This is a genomic window from Cobetia sp. 1CM21F, assembly GCF_023161745.1.
GTDB lineage: Bacteria > Pseudomonadota > Gammaproteobacteria > Pseudomonadales > Halomonadaceae > Cobetia > Cobetia amphilecti.
In genome coordinates, this window is sequence record NZ_JALNTQ010000002.1 from 1056689 (window position 1) to 1075302 (window position 18614).

Annotated in this window: 17 protein-coding genes; 9 read left to right on the forward strand and 8 right to left on the reverse strand. The window is 63.4% G+C overall.

What is annotated here, in order from left to right:
• Positions 1 to 71: 71 nt before the first annotated feature.
• Positions 72 to 1175, reverse strand: coding sequence for a DUF2333 family protein (locus MSG32_RS10195; RefSeq protein ID WP_043331981.1), 1104 nt, complete (start codon positions 1173 to 1175; stop codon positions 72 to 74).
• 528 nt (positions 1176 to 1703) lie between these two features.
• Between MSG32_RS10195 and dsbD the strand changes: the two genes are divergently transcribed.
• From dsbD to purH, 8 genes are all read left to right on the forward strand, one after another.
• The gene (gene dsbD / locus MSG32_RS10200) at positions 1704 to 3737 is read left to right on the forward strand and encodes a protein-disulfide reductase DsbD (protein WP_248379353.1); all 2034 of its coding nucleotides are present in this window, start codon (positions 1704 to 1706) and stop codon (positions 3735 to 3737) included.
• 256 nt (positions 3738 to 3993) lie between these two features.
• Positions 3994 to 4434 carry a type II 3-dehydroquinate dehydratase gene (gene aroQ, locus MSG32_RS10205; protein ID WP_043331983.1) on the forward strand — a complete coding sequence of 147 codons (441 nt, stop codon included), beginning with the start codon at positions 3994 to 3996 and terminating at the stop codon, positions 4432 to 4434.
• 173 nt (positions 4435 to 4607) lie between these two features.
• Entirely contained in the window at positions 4608 to 5078 is a 471-nt protein-coding gene (gene accB, locus MSG32_RS10210) for an acetyl-CoA carboxylase biotin carboxyl carrier protein (RefSeq protein ID WP_248379355.1), read from the forward strand.
• A gap of 19 nt (positions 5079 to 5097) precedes the next feature.
• A complete protein-coding gene (gene accC / locus MSG32_RS10215; protein ID WP_043331987.1) occupies positions 5098 to 6438 on the forward strand; it encodes an acetyl-CoA carboxylase biotin carboxylase subunit in 1341 nt (446 codons plus the stop codon).
• Between the two features lie 124 nt (positions 6439 to 6562).
• Positions 6563 to 7477, forward strand: a complete 915-nt coding sequence (gene prmA, locus MSG32_RS10220) for a 50S ribosomal protein L11 methyltransferase (RefSeq protein ID WP_043331989.1) — start codon at positions 6563 to 6565, stop codon at positions 7475 to 7477.
• A gap of 178 nt (positions 7478 to 7655) precedes the next feature.
• On the forward strand, positions 7656 to 8690 hold the full coding sequence (gene dusB / locus MSG32_RS10225) for a tRNA dihydrouridine synthase DusB (RefSeq protein WP_215823965.1): 1035 nt from the start codon (positions 7656 to 7658) through the stop codon (positions 8688 to 8690).
• Positions 8691 to 8737: 47 nt separating this feature from the next.
• The gene (gene fis, locus MSG32_RS10230; RefSeq protein WP_225348107.1) at positions 8738 to 8983 is read left to right on the forward strand and encodes a DNA-binding transcriptional regulator Fis; all 246 of its coding nucleotides are present in this window, start codon (positions 8738 to 8740) and stop codon (positions 8981 to 8983) included.
• A 62-nt stretch (positions 8984 to 9045) separates the two neighbouring features.
• Positions 9046 to 10623: a bifunctional phosphoribosylaminoimidazolecarboxamide formyltransferase/IMP cyclohydrolase gene (gene purH / locus MSG32_RS10235; RefSeq protein ID WP_107335370.1), complete on the forward strand. Its 1578-nt coding sequence runs from the start codon at positions 9046 to 9048 to the stop codon at positions 10621 to 10623.
• A 120-nt stretch (positions 10624 to 10743) separates the two neighbouring features.
• On the opposite strand, the gene MSG32_RS10240 is transcribed toward purH, so the two are convergent.
• Positions 10744 to 11871 carry an amidohydrolase family protein gene (locus tag MSG32_RS10240; protein ID WP_248379357.1) on the reverse strand — a complete coding sequence of 376 codons (1128 nt, stop codon included), beginning with the start codon at positions 11869 to 11871 and terminating at the stop codon, positions 10744 to 10746.
• 61 nt (positions 11872 to 11932) lie between these two features.
• A complete protein-coding gene (locus MSG32_RS10245; RefSeq protein ID WP_043331997.1) occupies positions 11933 to 12172 on the reverse strand; it encodes a DUF2061 domain-containing protein in 240 nt (79 codons plus the stop codon).
• Between the two features lie 350 nt (positions 12173 to 12522).
• Here MSG32_RS10245 and glsB point away from each other — a divergent pair, with 350 nt between their 5' ends.
• Entirely contained in the window at positions 12523 to 13464 is a 942-nt protein-coding gene (glsB, locus tag MSG32_RS10250; RefSeq protein ID WP_054555045.1) for a glutaminase B, read from the forward strand.
• Positions 13465 to 14088: 624 nt separating this feature from the next.
• Here the strand turns inward: glsB and MSG32_RS10255 are convergent.
• From MSG32_RS10255 to MSG32_RS10275, 5 genes are all read right to left on the reverse strand, one after another.
• Positions 14089 to 15546: an NAD-dependent succinate-semialdehyde dehydrogenase gene (locus tag MSG32_RS10255; RefSeq protein ID WP_043332412.1), complete on the reverse strand. Its 1458-nt coding sequence runs from the start codon at positions 15544 to 15546 to the stop codon at positions 14089 to 14091.
• A 98-nt stretch (positions 15547 to 15644) separates the two neighbouring features.
• Complete coding sequence (locus tag MSG32_RS10260) at positions 15645 to 15965, reverse strand: hypothetical protein (protein ID WP_248379359.1); 321 nt, start codon at positions 15963 to 15965, stop codon at positions 15645 to 15647.
• Positions 15966 to 16090: 125 nt separating this feature from the next.
• A complete protein-coding gene (folX, locus tag MSG32_RS10265; protein ID WP_043332416.1) occupies positions 16091 to 16495 on the reverse strand; it encodes a dihydroneopterin triphosphate 2'-epimerase in 405 nt (134 codons plus the stop codon).
• 86 nt (positions 16496 to 16581) lie between these two features.
• On the reverse strand, positions 16582 to 17133 hold the full coding sequence (gene folE / locus MSG32_RS10270) for a GTP cyclohydrolase I FolE (RefSeq protein WP_043332418.1): 552 nt from the start codon (positions 17131 to 17133) through the stop codon (positions 16582 to 16584).
• 315 nt (positions 17134 to 17448) lie between these two features.
• A complete protein-coding gene (locus MSG32_RS10275) occupies positions 17449 to 18546 on the reverse strand; it encodes a serine/threonine protein kinase (protein ID WP_248379368.1) in 1098 nt (365 codons plus the stop codon).
• Positions 18547 to 18614: the final 68 nt, after the last annotated feature.

Genomic DNA, 18614 nt, shown 5'->3' on the forward strand with positions numbered 1-18614 from the left:
GGCTTTTTCGTTTCCGGCTCACGCCCGACACCGGTGAGGAGAACCCTCAGGCGGCATCGGGCGTCACGGGATCAGCCCTTCTCGAGCAGGCTGCGCAGGTCACTGATCGCGGAGTTGGCTCGCGCGACGTAGTTGGCCATCACCAGCGAATGGTTGGCGAAGAAGCCGAAGCCGGAGCCATTGAGGATGATCGGGCTGCCGATATCGGTCTGGGTCGCTTCCAGCTCACGGATGATCTGGTCGATGGAGGTCAGCGCGTTCTTGTCTTCCAGCACGCCCTGGAAGTCATGACGCACTGCCTTGAGCAGATGGATCAGCGCCCAGGAGGTGCCGCGTGCCTGATAGAAGACATCGTCGATCTCGAGCCACGGCGTCTTGATCTCTTCTTCCGTCTGGGTGCTCTTGGCCGAGGTGGCGCTCTTGTCGCCGGCCAGGCTCAGGTTGAGCTGCGACTTGCCGACACTGGCCGACAGGCGCTGGGACAGGGAACCGAGGCGATTCTCGACATCCGACAGCCAGGCCACCAGGTTGTCGGCACGCGCGTAGAACTGGCCGTTGTTCTGGGTGTCATCGCTCAGACGCTTGAGGTAGTCGCCCAGCTCACGGTTGGCGTCGGCATATTCGTGCTCGGCTTCCGGCAGCATCCAGGCATTGGCATCGATGAACAGCAGGGATTCGGCCTTGCCCAGTGCCTTGTCATCGCTGGACTGGGACTGCGAACGGCTGAATTCCTTGCGCAGCTCACGCGTCATGTCACGCACCTGCACCAGCACGCCATATTCCCAGTTGGGCATGTTGTCGAGCATCAGCCCCGGCGGCGCCACATCATTCTTGAGATAACCACCCGGCTTGTGCAGCAGGGTGTCATTGAGTTTCATCAGGGTGGCGACGGTCGCGGTGCCTGTCGGCAGGGTCTCGAAAGCCGGTGCCGGCTCTTCGCCCTCGACCTTGGCCACCGGCGCGGCCAGACCGTGCACGCGAGCCAGTTCGGTGCGCGTGGCCTGATCGATGTTGAACTCGTCCGGTTCACTGCTCCAGTAGATACCAAGGCCAACGCAGACCAGCAGGTAAATGACGAACAGCCCGATCAGTGGTTTCCAGATCCAGCCATACTGAGGCGTTTCCAGCACATCGCGATTGGCGCCGCGCTTGCTGCCTTTACCGAATAGGGCCATGCGTTCTTCCTTGTATGAAGCCTTGTAGAAAAAGCCGTGTGAGAGACGAGTCAGACCTGCCTGAACGGATGTGAGCCGCGCCGATGCATCCAGCGCCGGTACTCATGACGTACGTCCTATCCTATCATGCGCCCCTGCACGTGCCAGTCGCACTCGGTGAAGTGCCGGTTCTGTGACAAGGTGCGATGCGCTCCGGATTGCGGGCCTGGTCGTGGACCGAGCCGAGGACCGAGCCGCGGGCTGAGTCGCAGGCGAGCCGAGGGCCAGACTGCCACCCGCGCAGGCGGCTTCACCACTCGAGCCCGATACGTCCTCACACGCCCTCACACGAGCGGGATGTCTGCTACATGGTGGCACATTCATCCGCGTGCAAGTCGTGCGCGGCGATGATGGGCTGGCTCACGATCCTGCGCTCGCCCCCGAGCAGGATGATGGCGGCGCGACACTGCGGTGCCTTGAGGCCTGCAGGATGTTCTTTCGGCACTGTATAAGGATGCTTTCGTGCTTCGTTCGTTCTTGAAAGTCAGCATGGCGCTGCCAACGGGCCGCGCACGCCCCTCCGCGTTCTCACGCCTGCTGGGCCCTGCATTGCTGGCAACCCTGCTGGCGATCGCGCTGGTGGTCGCGCAGGCAATGACGGCGCTGCCCGCCCATGCCGGCCTGTTCAGCTCAGACTCAGGCTCAGACTCAGGCTCAAGTTCAAACGCCGGCAGCGGCTCCAGCAGTGCGGCGTCCAGCCTGTTCGGCGGCGGCAATCAGGGCGATTTCCTGCCGGTCAGTGAAGCCTTCAAGCCGCGCAGCTGGCGCGAGGGCGACACCCTGTATGTCGGCTTCACCAGCGCCGAAGGCTATTACCTCTATCGGCATCAGTTCAGCTTCGCGACCACCAGCGACCAGGTCGTGCTGGGCGACGCCGACCTGCCGCCGGGAGAGCTGAAGAACGACCCCTACATGGGCGAGGTACATGTCTTCCACGATGCGCTGGTCATTCGCATCCCGCTGACCAGCGCATCCTCTGGCAAGGCAGTGCGTGACGGCACACCGGCCAGCGGCCCGATCCCGCTCTCCATCACCTTCCAGGGCTGTGCGGATGCCGGGCTCTGCTATCCGCCGGAGACCGTCACGCTGCAGGCCGGTGAGCAGAGTGCCCCTGCCCCCTTCGCGCAGCTGATGCCGACCGCCAGCCAGTCGAGCGATACGACGGCGCCAGTGGCCCCCCGCACCACAACAGCCCCGATCAGCGGCACCGATGCCGGCTTCAGCGCACTGTTCGCGGATGCCAGCCTGCTGACGGCTCTGGGGCTGTTCTTCCTCGCCGGACTCGGCCTGACCTTCACGCCCTGCGTGCTGCCGATGATTCCGATACTGAGTTCGATCATCGTCGGCCAGCGCCCCAGCCGCCCGCGCGCCATGCTGCTGTCCACGAGCTACGCCCTGGGCATGGCCCTGACCTACGCCGCGGCCGGCACCTTGATGGGACTGTTCGGCGCGGGGCTCAACCTGCAGGCGCATCTGCAGGCGCCGGCCGTACTGATTCCCTTCGCTGCCTTGTTCGTGCTGTTCGCGCTGGCCATGTTCGGTGCCTTCAATATGCGACTGCCCAGCGGCATGCACTCACGGCTCGACGCGTTGCAAGGGCACCTGATGAACGCCGGCCCCGGCGGACTGGCGCTGGCAGGCGCGTTATCGGTACTCGTGGTATCGCCCTGCGTCTCGGCACCTCTGGCCGGTGCGCTGGTCTATCTTTCCGCCAGTGGCGATGCCATGACCGGCGGGCTCGCACTCTTCGCGCTGGGGCTGGGCATGGGCGTGCCGTTGATTCTGGTCGGCACCTTCGGCGCCAGCCTGCTGCCCAGGGCCGGCGGCTGGATGGAGGGCATCAAGCAGGCCTTCGGTATCCTGCTGCTGGGGGTGGCGCTGTGGCTGGTGGAGCGCTTGCTGCCGGCCTCGCTGGCAGTGCTGGGCTGGGCCATTCTGGCCATCGGCACCGGCGTGGCGCTGGGGGCGCTCAGCACACAGACCCGAGGCTGGGCGCGTGCCCGTCAGGCACTGGGACTGGTCGCGCTGGGCTGGGGCATGATCAGCCTGCTGGGCGTGGCAGGCGGCGCAAGCGACCCGCTGCGCCCGCTGGCCCCCTTCACTGGCGGCTCATCATCCGGGCAGGCCACCGAGACCTCACTGGACTTCACCACCGTCAGCGACATGAGAGAGCTCGAACATGAGCTGGCACTGGCCGCCAGCCGCGGCCAGCCGGTGTTCGTCGACTACTACGCCGACTGGTGCATCTCCTGCAAGGTGATGGAGCGCGAGGTCTTCCCCAAGGTCGCCAGCCAGTTGCGCCAGTTCCACCTGATTCGCGCCGACGTCACCAGTACCGGGGCCGCGACCCAGGCACTGCTCAAGCAATTCGGCCTGTTCGGCCCCCCCAGCCTGCTGTTCTTCGCCGATGAACGCGAGCTCACAGCGGCGCGCATCCAGGGGGAGGTCAACGCCAGCCAGCTCGGCCAGCACCTGACAGCGGTGCTGGACCAGCTGCGCGCCACGTCACAGCGCGCGAACTGAGCGGCGTGTCTACCACAGGCCCGGCGCGGGGCAGTTGCTGTCGAGACGCACGTGAGGACGAAGAATGCGGCAAAATCTTCGGTTCAGTGCCAAACTGGACAGCGTTCGAGAATTTCGGCAGAATCCGCGTCACTACGGCAACAGCCTACGCTCAATAGGTAAACGTCGTGGATAGTGACGGTATCTTTGCATTTTCTTCATGGGTTAACAGCTCAATGAGCCTGGTGCTCGAGCACGGCTGACACAAGGGACTTTCATGGCGCGCATCCTGGTACTCAACGGCCCCAATCTCAATCTTCTGGGGACCCGTGAACCCGAGGTGTATGGCACCACCACGCTGGAGGATATCCACCAGCGTCTGGTCCAGCGCGCCAGCGCGGCCGGCCATCAGCTGGACTGGCTGCAGTCCAATGCCGAGCATGTGCTGATCGAGCGTATCCACCTTGCCCGTGAAGATGGCACCGCCATCATCCTGATCAATCCGGCGGCCTTTACCCATACCAGCGTTGCGCTGCGCGATGCGCTACTCGGCGTCGCACTCCCGTTCATCGAGCTGCACCTGTCCAACACCCATGCCCGCGAGCCGTTCCGCCACCATTCGTATCTTTCCGATGTGGCACGCGGCGTGATCATGGGCTTTGGCGCTCGAAGCTATGACATGGCGCTTGACGCCGCCCTGGACGATCTCGCGCAGTAAGGGCACGTCCAGAGCGGTGTTCACGCACCGCCATCAGGCCTCATCACTGCCTGATACCAGGATTCACCGGCCATCGCCATGGTCGGGACAGCCGTCGGGGCTGTCGCCCGCAGCCGCCGCTATCACGGCTGCACACCCCCATTTCCAGCCACATTTACATCGGGATTAATTTCATGGATATCCGCAAGGTCAAGAAGCTGATCGAGCTGCTCGAAGAGTCCAACATCAGCGAAATCGAGATCCAGGAAGGCGAAGAGTCCGTTCGCATCAGCCGCCATCCGCAGGGCTTCGCCCAGCAGCCGATGATGCAGGCCCCGATGATGCAGCAGCAGCCGATGCAGCAGGCCGCTCCGGCAGCCGCTGGCGCCGCTGAAGCACCGGCCGCTCCGGCAGCACCGGCTGCGCCGCAGGGTCACACCATCAACTCTCCGATGGTCGGCTCCTTCTACCGTTCTCCGGCGCCGGGCTCCAAGGCCTTCATCGAAGTCGGCCAGAGCGTCAAGAAAGGTGATACCGTCTGCATCGTCGAAGCCATGAAGATGATGAACCAGATCGAAGCCGACAAGGATGGCGTCGTCGAAGCCATTCTGATCGAAGACGGCGAGCCGGTTGAATTCGACCAGCCCATGATCGTCATTTCCTGATCCCAACGGACACGTCACCATGCTCGACAAGGTACTGATTGCCAACCGCGGCGAGATCGCCCTTCGCATCCTTCGCGCCTGCAAGGAACTGGGCATCAAGACGGTAGCGGTGCACTCCAAGGCCGACCGCGACCTGATGCACGTCCGCCTGGCGGATGAAGCTGTGTGCATCGGCCCGGCCTCCTCTGCCAAATCCTATCTCCACATCCCGGCGCTGATCGCAGCCGCCGAGGTGACGGACGCCGACGCCATCCACCCGGGCTACGGCTTCCTGTCGGAAAATGCCAACTTCGCCGAACAGGTCGAACGTTCCGGCTTCGCCTTCATCGGCCCGCGCGCTGACACCATCCGCATGATGGGTGACAAGGTCGCGGCCATCGAGGCGATGAAGCTGGCCGGCGTTCCGACCGTGCCGGGTTCCGACGGCCCGGTGCCGGAAGACGAAGACGAGATGTACGCCATCGCCGAGCGCATCGGCTATCCGGTGATCATCAAGGCCGCCGCTGGCGGTGGTGGTCGCGGCATGCGCGTGGTGCACTCCAAGGCCAGCCTGCTGTCCTCGGTGAGCATCACCCAGGGTGAAGCGGCCGCGGCCTTCGGCGACGGCACGGTGTACATGGAGAAATTCCTCCAGAACCCGCGTCACGTCGAAGTCCAGGTACTGGCCGATGGCCAGGGCAACGCCATCCATCTGTATGACCGCGACTGCTCCCTGCAGCGTCGTCACCAGAAGGTGCTGGAAGAAGCACCGGCGCCGCAGCTGGACGAAGAAGCGCGTGCCAAGGTACTCAAGTCGTGCACCGATGCCTGCATCGAGATCGGCTACCGTGGCGCCGGCACCTTCGAGTTCCTGTACGAGAACGGCGGCTTCTACTTCATCGAGATGAACACTCGTGTTCAGGTCGAGCACCCGGTGACCGAAATGGTCACTGGCATCGATATCGTCAAGGAACAGCTGCGCATCGCCTCCGGCCTGCCGCTGTCCGTGAAGCAGGAAGATATCGAGCTGCGCGGTCACGCCTTCGAGTGCCGTATCAATGCCGAGGATTCGCGCACCTTCATGCCGTCTCCGGGCAAGGTCGAGCTCTATCACGCGCCGGGCGGTCTGGGCGTGCGCATGGACTCGCACCTGTACTCCGGCTACACCGTTCCGCCGCACTACGACTCCCTGATCGGCAAGCTGATCACCTGGGGCGAGAGCCGCGAGATCGCACTGACGCGCATGCGCAATGCCCTCGACGAGCTGCTGGTGGAAGGTATCAAGACCAACACTGACCTGCAGAAGGATCTGGTACGTGATGCCGGCTTCCAGGAAGGTGGCGTCAACATCCATTATCTGGAGAAGAAGCTGGGCCTGTAAGACGCCCCGCTTGAGATCGGTGACGCGTGTTGCCGATAGACGCACGACAGAAGGGTGGCCTCGGCTGCCCTTCTGTCGTCTGTGCCATCCTCCCCTTTCTTATCGCCCATCGACAGGAGTCACCATGTCCTGGCTGCAACTCAAGGCGCGTATCGCCCCCGACCACGCCGAGATTCTCGAGCATCTGCTGATGGAAGAAGGCGCCTGCGCCATCACGCTGCAGGATGCTGAAGACCAACCGCTGTTCGAACCTGACCTCGGCAGCACGCCGCTGTGGAGCGAGACTGTCCTCACTGGCCTGTGGGATGGCACCGAAGGCATCGAGGCCATGCGCGAGCGAGTCAAGGCCGGCTGGGCGGCGCTGATTCCCGATGAGCCCTGCCCGGAGATCGAGGTCGAGATCCTCGAGGACCGTGACTGGGCCCGGGAATGGATGGACGGCTTCGAGCCGCTCAAGATGGGCCAGCGCCTGTGGATCGTGCCCAGCTGGCACGATGCGCCGGAGCAGGACGCCGTCAACCTGATGCTCGACCCGGGCCTGGCCTTCGGCACCGGCACCCACCCGACCACCGCCCTGTGCCTGGAATGGCTCGATGGGCTGGCCGTCGATGGCAAGCTCGCCCAGCACAGCGTGCTCGACTTCGGTTGCGGCTCCGGCATTCTCGCCATCGCCGCGCTCAAGCTCGGCGCGGTGGATGCGCTGGGCACCGATATCGACCCGCAGGCGCTGCAGGCCTCGCGTGAGAACGCCCAGCGCAATGACGTCAGCGACCAGCTGACCCTGTGCTACCCGGACCGCCTGCCGGACGCGGGCTATCAGATCGTGGTCGCCAACATCCTGGCCGGCCCGCTGGTCGAACTGGCTCCGCAGATCGCGGGCAGCGTCGCCCCGGGTGGCCTGTTGGCGCTCTCCGGCATTCTCGCGCCCCAGGCGGGAGAGGTGCTCGACGCCTATCGTGAGGCCGGACTGATCATGGAAGAACCCACCGAGCGCGATGGCTGGGTACGCCTCAATGGTCAGCGTCCACTGATGGGCTGAGCCACGCCATGAGCCATGCCATGAGCGCCGCAGCCGCGCAGGGAGAACGCATCCGCGATGCATTGTGGATGAAATAGCCCTTCAAACCCTGCGGCGCTCTAGGTATCATGACGCCCCCGCGAATCCCTGACACGACAGCGGCTCGCGCGCCTGACACCACTCGCATGACACGAGACCCATGACCGATACCCCGCTTCCCGCCGACCTGCCCCGCATCGGCGTACATCAGCTTCCCAATCGCGTGATTCTGGCCCCGATGGCCGGTGTCACCGATCGTCCGTTCCGACAGCAATGTCGTGAGCTGGGCGCCGGGCTGGTGGTATCGGAGATGGTGACCAGTGACAAGCGGCTGTGGAATACCGTCAAGTCCCGCACGCGCATGAACCATGCCGGCGAACCCGGCCCGCGTGCCGTGCAGATCGCCGGCGGTGATGCCGCCATGCTGGCCGAGGCCGCGGCGCTCAACGCCGAGATGGGCGCCGAGATCATCGACATCAACATGGGCTGCCCGGCCAAGAAGGTCTGCAACAAGGCCGCCGGTTCTGCCCTGATGCGCGACGAGAAGCTCGTCGGCGAGATTCTCGATGCCGTGGTACGCGCCGTGGACGTGCCGGTAACGCTCAAGATGCGCACCGGCTGGTGCGAAGAGACGCGCAACGCCATCGCCATCGCGCGCATGGCCGAAAACGCCGGCATCCAGGCGCTGTCCGTGCATGGTCGTACTCGTCAGCAGAAATATACCGGTGAGGCCGAATACGACACCATCGCCGCCGTGAAGGCCGCGGTGTCGATTCCGGTCTTCGCCAATGGCGATATCGACAGCGGCGAGAAGGCGCGACATGTGCTTGACTATACGGGCGCCGACGCCGTGATGATCGGCCGTGCGGCCCAGGGCAATCCCTGGATCTTCCGCGAGATCAATCACTACCTGGCCACCGGCCAGGTAGCCTGTGGCCCGAGCGATGCGGAGCGCGCCCTCGTGATGCGCACCCACCTCGAGGCCCTGTACGAATTCTACGGTGACTACATGGGAACGCGCATCGCGCGCAAGCATGTGGGCTGGTATCTGGCGACGCGGGAGGATGGCAGTGAGCTCAAGCGCCACTTCAATCCCCTCGAGGAGCCGGAACAACAGCGCCAGTTCCTGACCCGCCTGTTCGGCGAGCCGGAAGGCATCGCCCGCACCGAGACGCAAGGAAGTCACGCAGCATGACCAGCAGGCACCCTCTTTCACCCGACGACGCAAGCCAGGCCACCCTGATGACGCCCGTGCGGCACCATCAGACCCTGCGCGAGGCGGTCGAGCACTCCATGGCGCGCTACTTCGCCCACCTGGATGGCGAGCAGGTCACCGACCTGCATGCCATGGTGATGGCCGAGGTCGAGGCGCCGCTGCTGGAGGCGGTGATGGCCCACGCGCAGGGCAACCAGACCCGCGCCGCCGACATGCTGGGCCTCAACCGAGGCACACTGCGCAAGAAGCTCAAGCAGTTTGATCTGATCTGACCCCGCCGGGGCACCTTTACAGGTGCCCCGGCGTCTTTTTGTTGATCCACGAGTGGAGCATCATGCAAGCCAAGCCCCAAGCCATCCGTCGCGCCCTCCTGAGTGTTTCCGACAAGACTGGAATCGTCGAATTCGCTCGTGCCCTGGACGCCCGCGGCGTCGCCCTGCTGTCCACTGGCGGTACCTTCCGCCTGCTCAAGGACAACGGCCTTGCCGTGACGGAAGTGTCCGAGCACACCGGTTTCCCGGAAATGATGGATGGCCGGGTCAAGACCCTGCACCCGAAGATCCACGGTGGCATTCTCGGCCGTCGCGGCCAGGATGATGCGGTGATGGCCGAGCACGGCATCGACCCCATCGACATGGTCATCGTCAATCTGTACCCGTTCGCCGCTACCGTGGCCAACCCGGATTGCTCGCTGGAAGACGCCATCGAGAACATCGATATCGGCGGCCCGACCATGGTGCGTTCCTGCGCCAAGAACCACGCCCACACCACCATCGTCGTCAACGCCTCGGATTATGATCGCGTGATCGCCGAGATGGATGCCAACGACAACGCCGTCAGCGATGGCGCGCGCTTCGATCTGGCCGTGGCCGCCTTCGAGCACACCGCCGCCTACGATGGCGCCATCGCCAACTGGCTGGGCCAGCGTGTCGAAGGCGGCAGCGAAGGCCTGCCGCGTCAGTACAACGTCAGCCTGAGCAAGAAGCAGGACATGCGTTACGGCGAGAACCCGCACCAGAAGGCGGCCTTCTACGTCGAGGACGGTGCCACCGAGGCCAGCGTCGCCACGGCCGTGCAGGTGCAGGGCAAGGCGTTGTCCTACAACAACGTCGCCGACACCGATGCCGCCTTCGAGTGCGTCAAGGCCTTCGACGAGACCGCCTGTGTCATCGTCAAGCACGCCAACCCGTGTGGCGTCGCCATCGGCGAGTCTGCCCTGGCCGCCTACGAGCGTGCCTTCCAGACCGACCCGACCAGCGCCTTCGGCGGCATCATCGCCTTCAACGTGCCGCTGGACGCCGAGACCGCGCAGGCGATCGTCTCGCGTCAGTTCGTCGAGGTGATCATCGCCCCGGGCATCAGTGAAGAGGCGGCGGCCATCGTCGCCACCAAGGCCAATGTGCGCCTGCTCGACGTCGCGGATGCCTGGGCGGCCGAACGTACCGGCGGTCACGACTTCAAGCGTGTCACCGGCGGTCTGCTGGTCCAGGACCGCGACCAGGGCATGGTCGGCCGTGACGAGCTCAAGGTCGTCACCGAGCGTGCACCGAGCGAGCAGGAACTCAACGACCTGACCTTCGCCTGGAAAGTGGCCAAGTTCGTCAAGTCCAACGCCATCGTCTACATCAAGGATGGCCAGACCATCGGTGTGGGCGCCGGCCAGATGAGCCGCGTCTATTCCGCCAAGATCGCCGGCATCAAGGCCGCCGATGAAGGTCTGGAAGTGCCGGGTTCCGTGATGGCCTCCGATGCCTTCTTCCCGTTCCGCGACGGCATCGACGCCGCTGCGGCGGCCGGCATCACTGCCGTCATCCAGCCGGGTGGCTCCATGCGCGATCAGGAAGTCATCGATGCGGCCAACGAAGCCGGCATCGCCATGGTCTTCACCGGCATGCGTCACTTCCGTCACTGATCAGACATCGCTAGTCTGCACGGGTACCTGTACTGCTACCTAAGCTAGCGCCCACGCAAAAGCCCCCGCCAGCGACATGCTGGCGGGGGCTTTTTCATGCGCATCTGACAAGAAACGCGGTCATTTGACCGGCAGGTCGACCCAGCGCAGGAAGTTGTCGCGCGCGACATTGCGCGCCGCCTGTGGCGACAGCGCATCGAGGAAGGGCGTATAGCTGGCGAGGATATCGCCCACCGAGCCGAAGCGCCCGACCACATCACTGCCGAGCACGAAGCGCTGCGGGAAGCGCTCGACCAGCGCCACCCAACGCGAGCGCGGCTGCCCTTCATCATCCAGCAGGTAGGGTTCCAGCACCGACCAGGACAGGTCGATATTCAGGTTGGGGTAGGTTTCCAGCATGCGCTCGATCTCGCCGTGCAGCCAGGTCATGCGCCCCAGACGGCGATTGAGCTCGGCACTGGTCCCGGCGTGTGCCCAGATGAAGGTCGTGTCCGGATTGTCGCGTACCGCACTCTCGAATTCCTCGAGATACAGGCCTTCATGCCCTTCCCGCTTGCTGGTGATGTTGGAATGCACCATCACCGGCAGCCCCTTCTCCGCCGCCAGCGCATAGACCTTCATCAAGGCCGGATGATTGGCGCGCGGCGTCTCGCCTTCGGTCAGGCGCGTCAGGTCATCATGGCGCGTGAAGACCTCCCCGATGCCCTTCCAGAAGCCGGGATAGATCGCCATCAGCTGACGAATCTCGTCAGCAGCGTTCAGATCGGTGGGGTTGAAGCCGGTGATGAACGGCGAGAAACGCGCCTGTACCGGCTCGGGCGCGCGAGTCAGCGCCTCGGCCAGGATGTAATCGGTACCGGAATACCAGTAGACCGGCGCATCATCGCCCATGTAGTACCGTGGCTTCTTGGGTGCGTCCTGCTGCCATTTCTTGGCGACGCCAATGCCCGTGACCAGGGCGTGATCGACCTGTGCCTCGTCCATGGCATCCAGCAAGGCCCCCAGACCATCACCCTGCTGGAAGAAGTCCACGAAGTGCAGATGGGCGTCGCTGTAGTGATAATCACGCGTTTCGTCGGCTGACACGGATTCGAGGCCACCCAGACTGCCGGCAAGCCCCAGCAGCAATGCCAACGCCCCCTGGACGAGAGGACGTTGGCGGGCGCGGGCAGGATGAGAGAGCTGGGCAGGACAAGAGGCCCTGACAGGAAGAGAGGCACGGACGATGCGAGGGGCAAGCTTCAGCATGGGGAGCTCCGGGAAAAGGTCGCTCGATTCTGCGGCGCATCCCTGCCACGCGCAAGCAGCCTCAGCCCGCCAGCGCCGCCCCGCTCATGGCGTTTCGCGAGTTCGCCTCGCTCTCAGCAGCCTGCTGGCGGCGCGCGGTGACACGGTTCCAGACCTTCTCGTGGAAGAAGAAGGCGACGGTGTTGACCGCCGGCTCGACGATGGCGACCAGGCCGCCGACCACGATATCGCCGGTCAGCAGGTAGGTGACACCGAAGGCGATGGAGAAGTGCATGCTGGCAAAGGTCAATGTCTTGATCATGTTGGCTGCCCTCCGGGCGGTCTACTCAGCGAGACGCTGAGCCTCAGCGCGTCGCATGTCATGGGGTCAGGCAACTGCGTGCTGCCTTGATGAACCAATAATAACGATTCTCAACTGCATGTAGAAATCACTTTGCACTACCTGGCTGATAAGCGTCAACTATCACGCGATTGAGCCGACCTGGTGGCACGCCCTGCCAGCGGCATCGAGCGCGCCAGCTGCGGTCATATCCGCTAGAATGCCCTGCCGGCCCCTCGCGCCACTCTCGGTCTGATGCCCGGTGGCGCCGTTGTCACGATGGCTCGGCCAGCTTCGCGCCCTTTTCCCTCTACCGCTGCTTCAAGGTTGCCATGACGCCGCCACTCGACCCCGATGCTCTCCAGACACTGCTCGAACGCCTGTCCGATGATGCCAGCCGCTGCTTCAACGAGGGCAAGGTCGCGGACTATATCCCGGCCCTGGCGCAGGTCGACCCTGACCAGTTCGGCATCGCCGTCTGCCATGTGGATGGCCGTGTCCAGTACGCCGGCAGCGCGCATACCCGCTTCTCGATCCAGTCGATCTCCAAGGTGCATGCGCTGGTACTGGCGATGCAGCGCCTGGAGAGCGACGAGATCTGGTCGCGCGTCGGCCGTGAGCCTTCCGGCCAGGCCTTCAACTCGATCATGCAGCTGGAGGTCGAGAACGGCATCCCGCGCAATCCCTTCATCAATGCCGGAGCCCTGCTGATCACCGACCTGCTGGTGTCGCGCATCGTCTCGATCCAGAACACCCTGCGTGAGCAGCTCAGGCGTCTGTCCGGCAGCGACGATATCGGCTTCGATGAAAAGGTCGCGCGCTCGGAAATGGACCACAAGGCACGCAATGCCTCGCTCGCCTACCTGATGCAGGCCTACGGCAATGTGCATTCCGATGTGGATGACCTGCTGGATACCTACTTCCACAGCTGCTCGGTGTCGATGAACTGCGTGGAACTGGCACGCAGCTTCGCCTTCCTGGCCAATCGCGGCGTCAATCCGCTGGATGGCAAGGAAGTGGTCTCGCCGCTGGAGACACGCCAGCTCAATGCGTTGTTGCTGACCTGCGGACTTTACGATGCGGCAGGCGACTTCGCCTGGCGAGTGGGGCTGCCGGGCAAGAGTGGTGTCGGCGGTGGCATCATCGCCATCCTGCCGGGACAGATGAGCATCTGCGTCTGGTCACCACGCCTGGACGGCTACGGCAACTCGATTGCCGGGCGGCATGCACTGGAAGGCCTGGTGGCGGGCATGGGGCTTTCGCCACTGGGGTGAGACATGCGAGTCGAGAAGTGAGGACTGAAATGGGAGGGTTGAGAAGTGGGCGTTGCGGCATGAGAGCCGAGTTCCGGCAATAAAAAAGGGCGAGTCGCGTCCGCCACGCCACTCGCCCTGTCTTCAATCCTTGAAGACTATCACCACAGGTCCCGCTCTTTGACTGTAGCGTAAATAAGCATATGCACAAGTAAGAGAATGCCGACAAAGCACAGCTGTCTTTGGCCCTGATCTGCGCCAAAAGACCACGATATACCGCTTTGGTCTGACACGTGCTGCGAGAGACGCTCCATCTCTACGACCAATGACTCATGCGCCTCTTGTCGCGACGCGCATGCCGTTCTCTCATCAGAAGCAAAAAGATCGCTCTCATCAGCAGCGAAAATTCCATAGACAAATTGCAGGCACACTCGGCGCAGACAGGTGGGATAAATGCATGGCATGAAAAAGCCCGCTCGGTTTCCCGGGCGGGCTTTTTGCCAGCTGATGGCGTGTCCGATCATTGCCTTGAGCGTTGGCCATCAATCAGCGATGCAACGTTCCAAGAGGCAAAGTTCCAGGAGGCAAAGCTCAAGGATGCAAGGATCAAGCAAAGATCGACAGCGCAGACCCGATGACGATGGATCAGCCAAGTGAAAGGCACAGATACTTGGTTTCCATGTATTCCTCGAGGCCATACTTGGAGCCTTCACGGCCCAGCCCCGATGCCTTGGTGCCGCCGAAGGGCGCCGCGGCGTTGGAGATCAGCCCGGTATTGATACCGACCATGCCGTAGTCCAGACCTTCCGAGACGCGCCAGACACGCTTGAGGTCGCTGCTGTAGAAGTAACTGGCCAGGCCGAATTCGGTGTCGTTGGCCATCTCGATCGCCTCTTCCTCGCTCTCGAAGGGGAAGATCGCCGCCAGCGGACCGAAGGTTTCCTCACGGGCGACCTTCATCTCCGGCGTCACCTGCGAGATCAGGGTCGGCGTGAAGAAGCTGCCCCCCAGCGGATGCGGATGGCCGCCCAACAGCAGTTCGGCACCCTTGTCGAGGGCATCCTGCACGTGCTCGGTGACCTTCTCGACGGCGTCGCCATCGATCAACGGGCCAACCTTGACGCCCTCTTCCAGGCCATTGCCCACGGTCAGCTCGGCGTTCATGGCGGCAGCCAGTTTCTCGCTGAAGGCATTGACCACGCTGGACTGCACCAGGAAGCGATTGGTGCAGACGCAGGTCTGGCCGGCATTGCGGAACTTGGCCGCCATCGCGCCTTCCACCGCCGCATCGAGATCGGCGTCTTCGAACACCAGGAAGGGCGCATTGCCGCCAAGCTCCAGCGAGATCTTCTGGATATGCTGCGCGGCATTTGCCATCAGGCCACGCCCGACTTCCGTGGAGCCGGTGAAGGTCACCTTGCGCACGATGCTGGAATCGGTCATCGCCTTGGCGATGTCCTTGGCCGAGCCCGGCACGACGTTGAAGACACCGCGCGGCACGCCAGCACGTTCCGCCAGCACCGCCAGCGCCAGCGCCGAGAACGGCGTCTGGCTGGCCGGCTTGACCACGATCGGACAGCCTGCGGCCAGCGCGGCGCCCGCCTTGCGGGTGATCATCGAGGCCGGGAAGTTCCACGGCGTGATCGCCCCCACGACTCCGACCGGCTGCTTGAGCACCAGGATGCGCTGGTCACGCTTGGCGGCCGGAATGGTATCGCCATACACGCGCTGACCTTCTTCGGCGAACCAGCGCAGGAAGCTGGCCGCGTACTGGATTTCACCGGCGGCCTCGGCGAGGGGCTTGCCCTGCTCCAGCGTCATGATCTGCGCCAGATCATCCTTGTGCTCCAGCATCAAGGCGTACCACTTCATCAGGATGTCAGCGCGCTCCAGCGCCGGCGTCTCCTTCCAGTCCGCGAAGGAGTGCTGCGCCGCCTCGATGGCGCGTTCGGTCTCGGCGTAACCCAGCCGAGGCACGCGGCCGATGATCTCGCCGGTGGCAGGATTGTCGACCTCGATCTGCTCGCCGGAATCCGCGGCTACCCAGCCACCGTCGATATAGGCAAATGGACGAAACAGACTGGTATCGTTGAGATGTTCCATGAAGACTCCCGAGGCGTGCTTGTGGGTCAAGGCAGTGATTCCCGGCTACCCGAGACTACTCAAGACTAACCTGATATAGCCTAGATGCGGGCGTGGCGCTAGATCCACAACCCTGCCAGTACTAGTACCACGATGGCCAGCCCGGCGAGCCACCAGCGCTTGCGCGTTACTGGCCTGGCGGCGTCGGCCTCGCTCTCGGGCGGCATCGAGACGACTCGCCGCGCCTTCTGCTGCTTGATCCGCGCATTGAAGACCTGCACTGCACGCCCGTCGCGAAGTTCGAAGTCCACCGCCAGTCCCGGCCCCGGCAAGCCACGCCCGCGCCAGCCGACCAGATCGAAGACGTGCTCACCGCCCTTCTCGTCCCGAATGGTGCCTTGCTGTTCTGCATCATCGAAATGGATGATTTCCCCGATCACATCATGTCTCCCGACTCTTCAGACTTCTGTGCCTGACTTTCTCGATATCTGATCTTCTCCACATCTGAGCTTCTCGACATCTTAGCTTCTCGACACCTGAGCTTCTCAACGCCTACTCCGGCTGACTAGTCATGTGCTTCGCGACTGTCCGACAGGGTGATGGACACCGAGTCCGAGAAGCGCAAGGCATGCGGCTTGTCGATCTCGACCTGCGCCGTCAGCACCTGTTCGTGCGCCATCACGATATCCAGCACCTCACGGGTCATGCGCTCGAGCAGCGCGAAGCGCCCTTCCTCGACATGACGGATCAACTGCTTGGTGATGGTGCGGTAATTGAGCGCTTCACTGATGTGATTGAACTGCACGGCGCGTGCCGCGCGATAGCGGATCACCACGTTGATCACGACATCCTGGCGGTTCTGAATCTCGTCTTCATTGATCCCGATATAGGTTCTCAGGCGCAGATTCTTGATGCGAATGGTGGCGAGATCGTGATCGAGATGTTCATCGTGCAAGGCATGCATCGGCATCGGCAGGGACTCCTGATCAAGGGAAACGCGCGAGATGACTCCCAGACAAGAACGCCGCCTCGAAAGGCGGCGTCTTCACTCTGCTGTCAGCTGATCAACGTCAGGAATTCCTGACGGGTCGGCTGATTGTCGCGGAAGGCGCCCAGCATCACGGACGTCTTCATGCTGGAATTCTGCTTTTCCACCCCACGCATCATCATGCACATGTGACGCGCTTCGACCACGACGGCCACACCACGTGCACCGGTGACCTGCTGAACGGCCTCGGCGATCTGCTTGGTGAGGTTTTCCTGGATCTGCATGCGCCGCGAATACATGTCGACGATACGCGCGAACTTGGACAGACCGAGCACCTTGCCAGACGGCAGATAGGCGATGTGGCACTTGCCGATGAACGGCAGCAGGTGATGCTCGCACATCGAGTAAAGCTCGATGTCCTTGACCAGTACCATCTCGTCCGTATCGGAGGTGAAGACAGCGCCGTTGACGATCTCCTCCAACGACTGTTGATAGCCATGAGTCAGGTACTGCATGGCCTTGGCCGCGCGCTTGGGCGTATCCAGCAGGCCCTCACGCTCTGGATCCTCACCCAACGCGGTGATGATCTGGCGGTAGTGGTTGGCAATCTCTTCGGTCATCCGTCTGCCTATGGTATCGGTCAGGGGCGCGCACTAGCGCACGCATAGCAGGGGTAAAGCACAAAAGTCATACACAAGCGATCAGATGGCAAGAAATCGTATAACTTCGTGTTCAATGTCAGGGCCAGATTCTACCTCAGGCATGCCGTCAACGCAGGTCTGTTCACGCGATTGTCGTATCCATGCAACACATGCGCCCCCATCGGTAACCGATGGGGGCGCATGAAGGGGCAATGTCACACACTTCGCCAAAGGGGCTCAGGCCTCGCGACGACCTTCAGGTCATTTCACGACTGCCAGGCCATGTCGCGATCGCTAGGCCAGCCAACGCGGCGCAGACAGCGCGACGCGCTGCTGTTCCAGGCTGCGAATGTGGTCGTCCCAGTAGCCCAGGCTCGCCACGTGCGAGAAGGCCTGCGGGAAGGCGGGGTCCGACCAGCGCCGCACCACCCAGGCGCTGTGGCGCACCATGCGCAGTGTGCGCAGGGTCTCGATCCACTTGAGCTCGCTGCGATTGAACTCACAATGCTGCTCGTAGCCCTCCAGCACCTCGGACAGCTGCATGTGCAGCTCCGGGTCGCTCTGACCGGTCAACAGCATCCACAGGTCCTGCACCGCCGGGGCGCTCAGGCAGTCATCGAAGTCGACCAGCGCGAAGCTGTCATCGCGCCCCAGCATGTTGCCGATGTGGCAGTCGCCGTGGGTACGGATCAAGGCGCTTTCCGGCCAGCTCTGCTCCGCGACCAACGGGCGCAGCGCCTCAATGACACGCTGGTAGCTGTCGCGCTGGCGCTCACTCAGCCAGTCGGAGGCCAGCACGCTGGCGCAGCTCTCTTCCAGAATCCGCAGCGGCGAGAGCGTCTCCCGCTCGCGAAACGCGCTCTTGCGCCCCACCGCGTGCACGCGACCGATCAGCTCACCCAGCTGATAGAGGTGCTCGGCAGATTCAAGCTCCGGCGCGCGCCCCACCACATGCGGGAAGAGAGCGAAGTCGAAGCCTTCGAATCGATGCAGCGTCTCGCCGGCCTCGTTCGCCCACGCGGGGGCGCCGGGGACACCGGCCTCATCCAGCTCGGCCAGGAAGGCGTGCTCCTCGAGAATCTGGGCACGACTCCAGCGCTCGGGGCGATAGAACTTGGCCACCCAGCGGCGTCGGTCATCATCGGCGAGGTGGTAGACACGATTCTCGTAACTGTTCAGCGCGAACGGCTCGCCGGGCAACCAGAAGCCCAGCGATTCGACAGCGGCCACGACACGGTCCGGCGCGAGAGCATCGAAGGGATGAAAACGCGTGTCTCCCTGGCCCTCTGGCGCGGATGTCGTCGACCAGGTGTTGCCATTGGAGCGCGCATCCAACTCGCGCGAGGTGCCGGAAGATTGCGAGTCATCGGGGGAAACAGGATCAATAGGCATGGCAATTCCTCGGGCATGGACCAGCAAACGGCTGCCGGACCTTGCATGCTATGAGATTAGACCCTCTG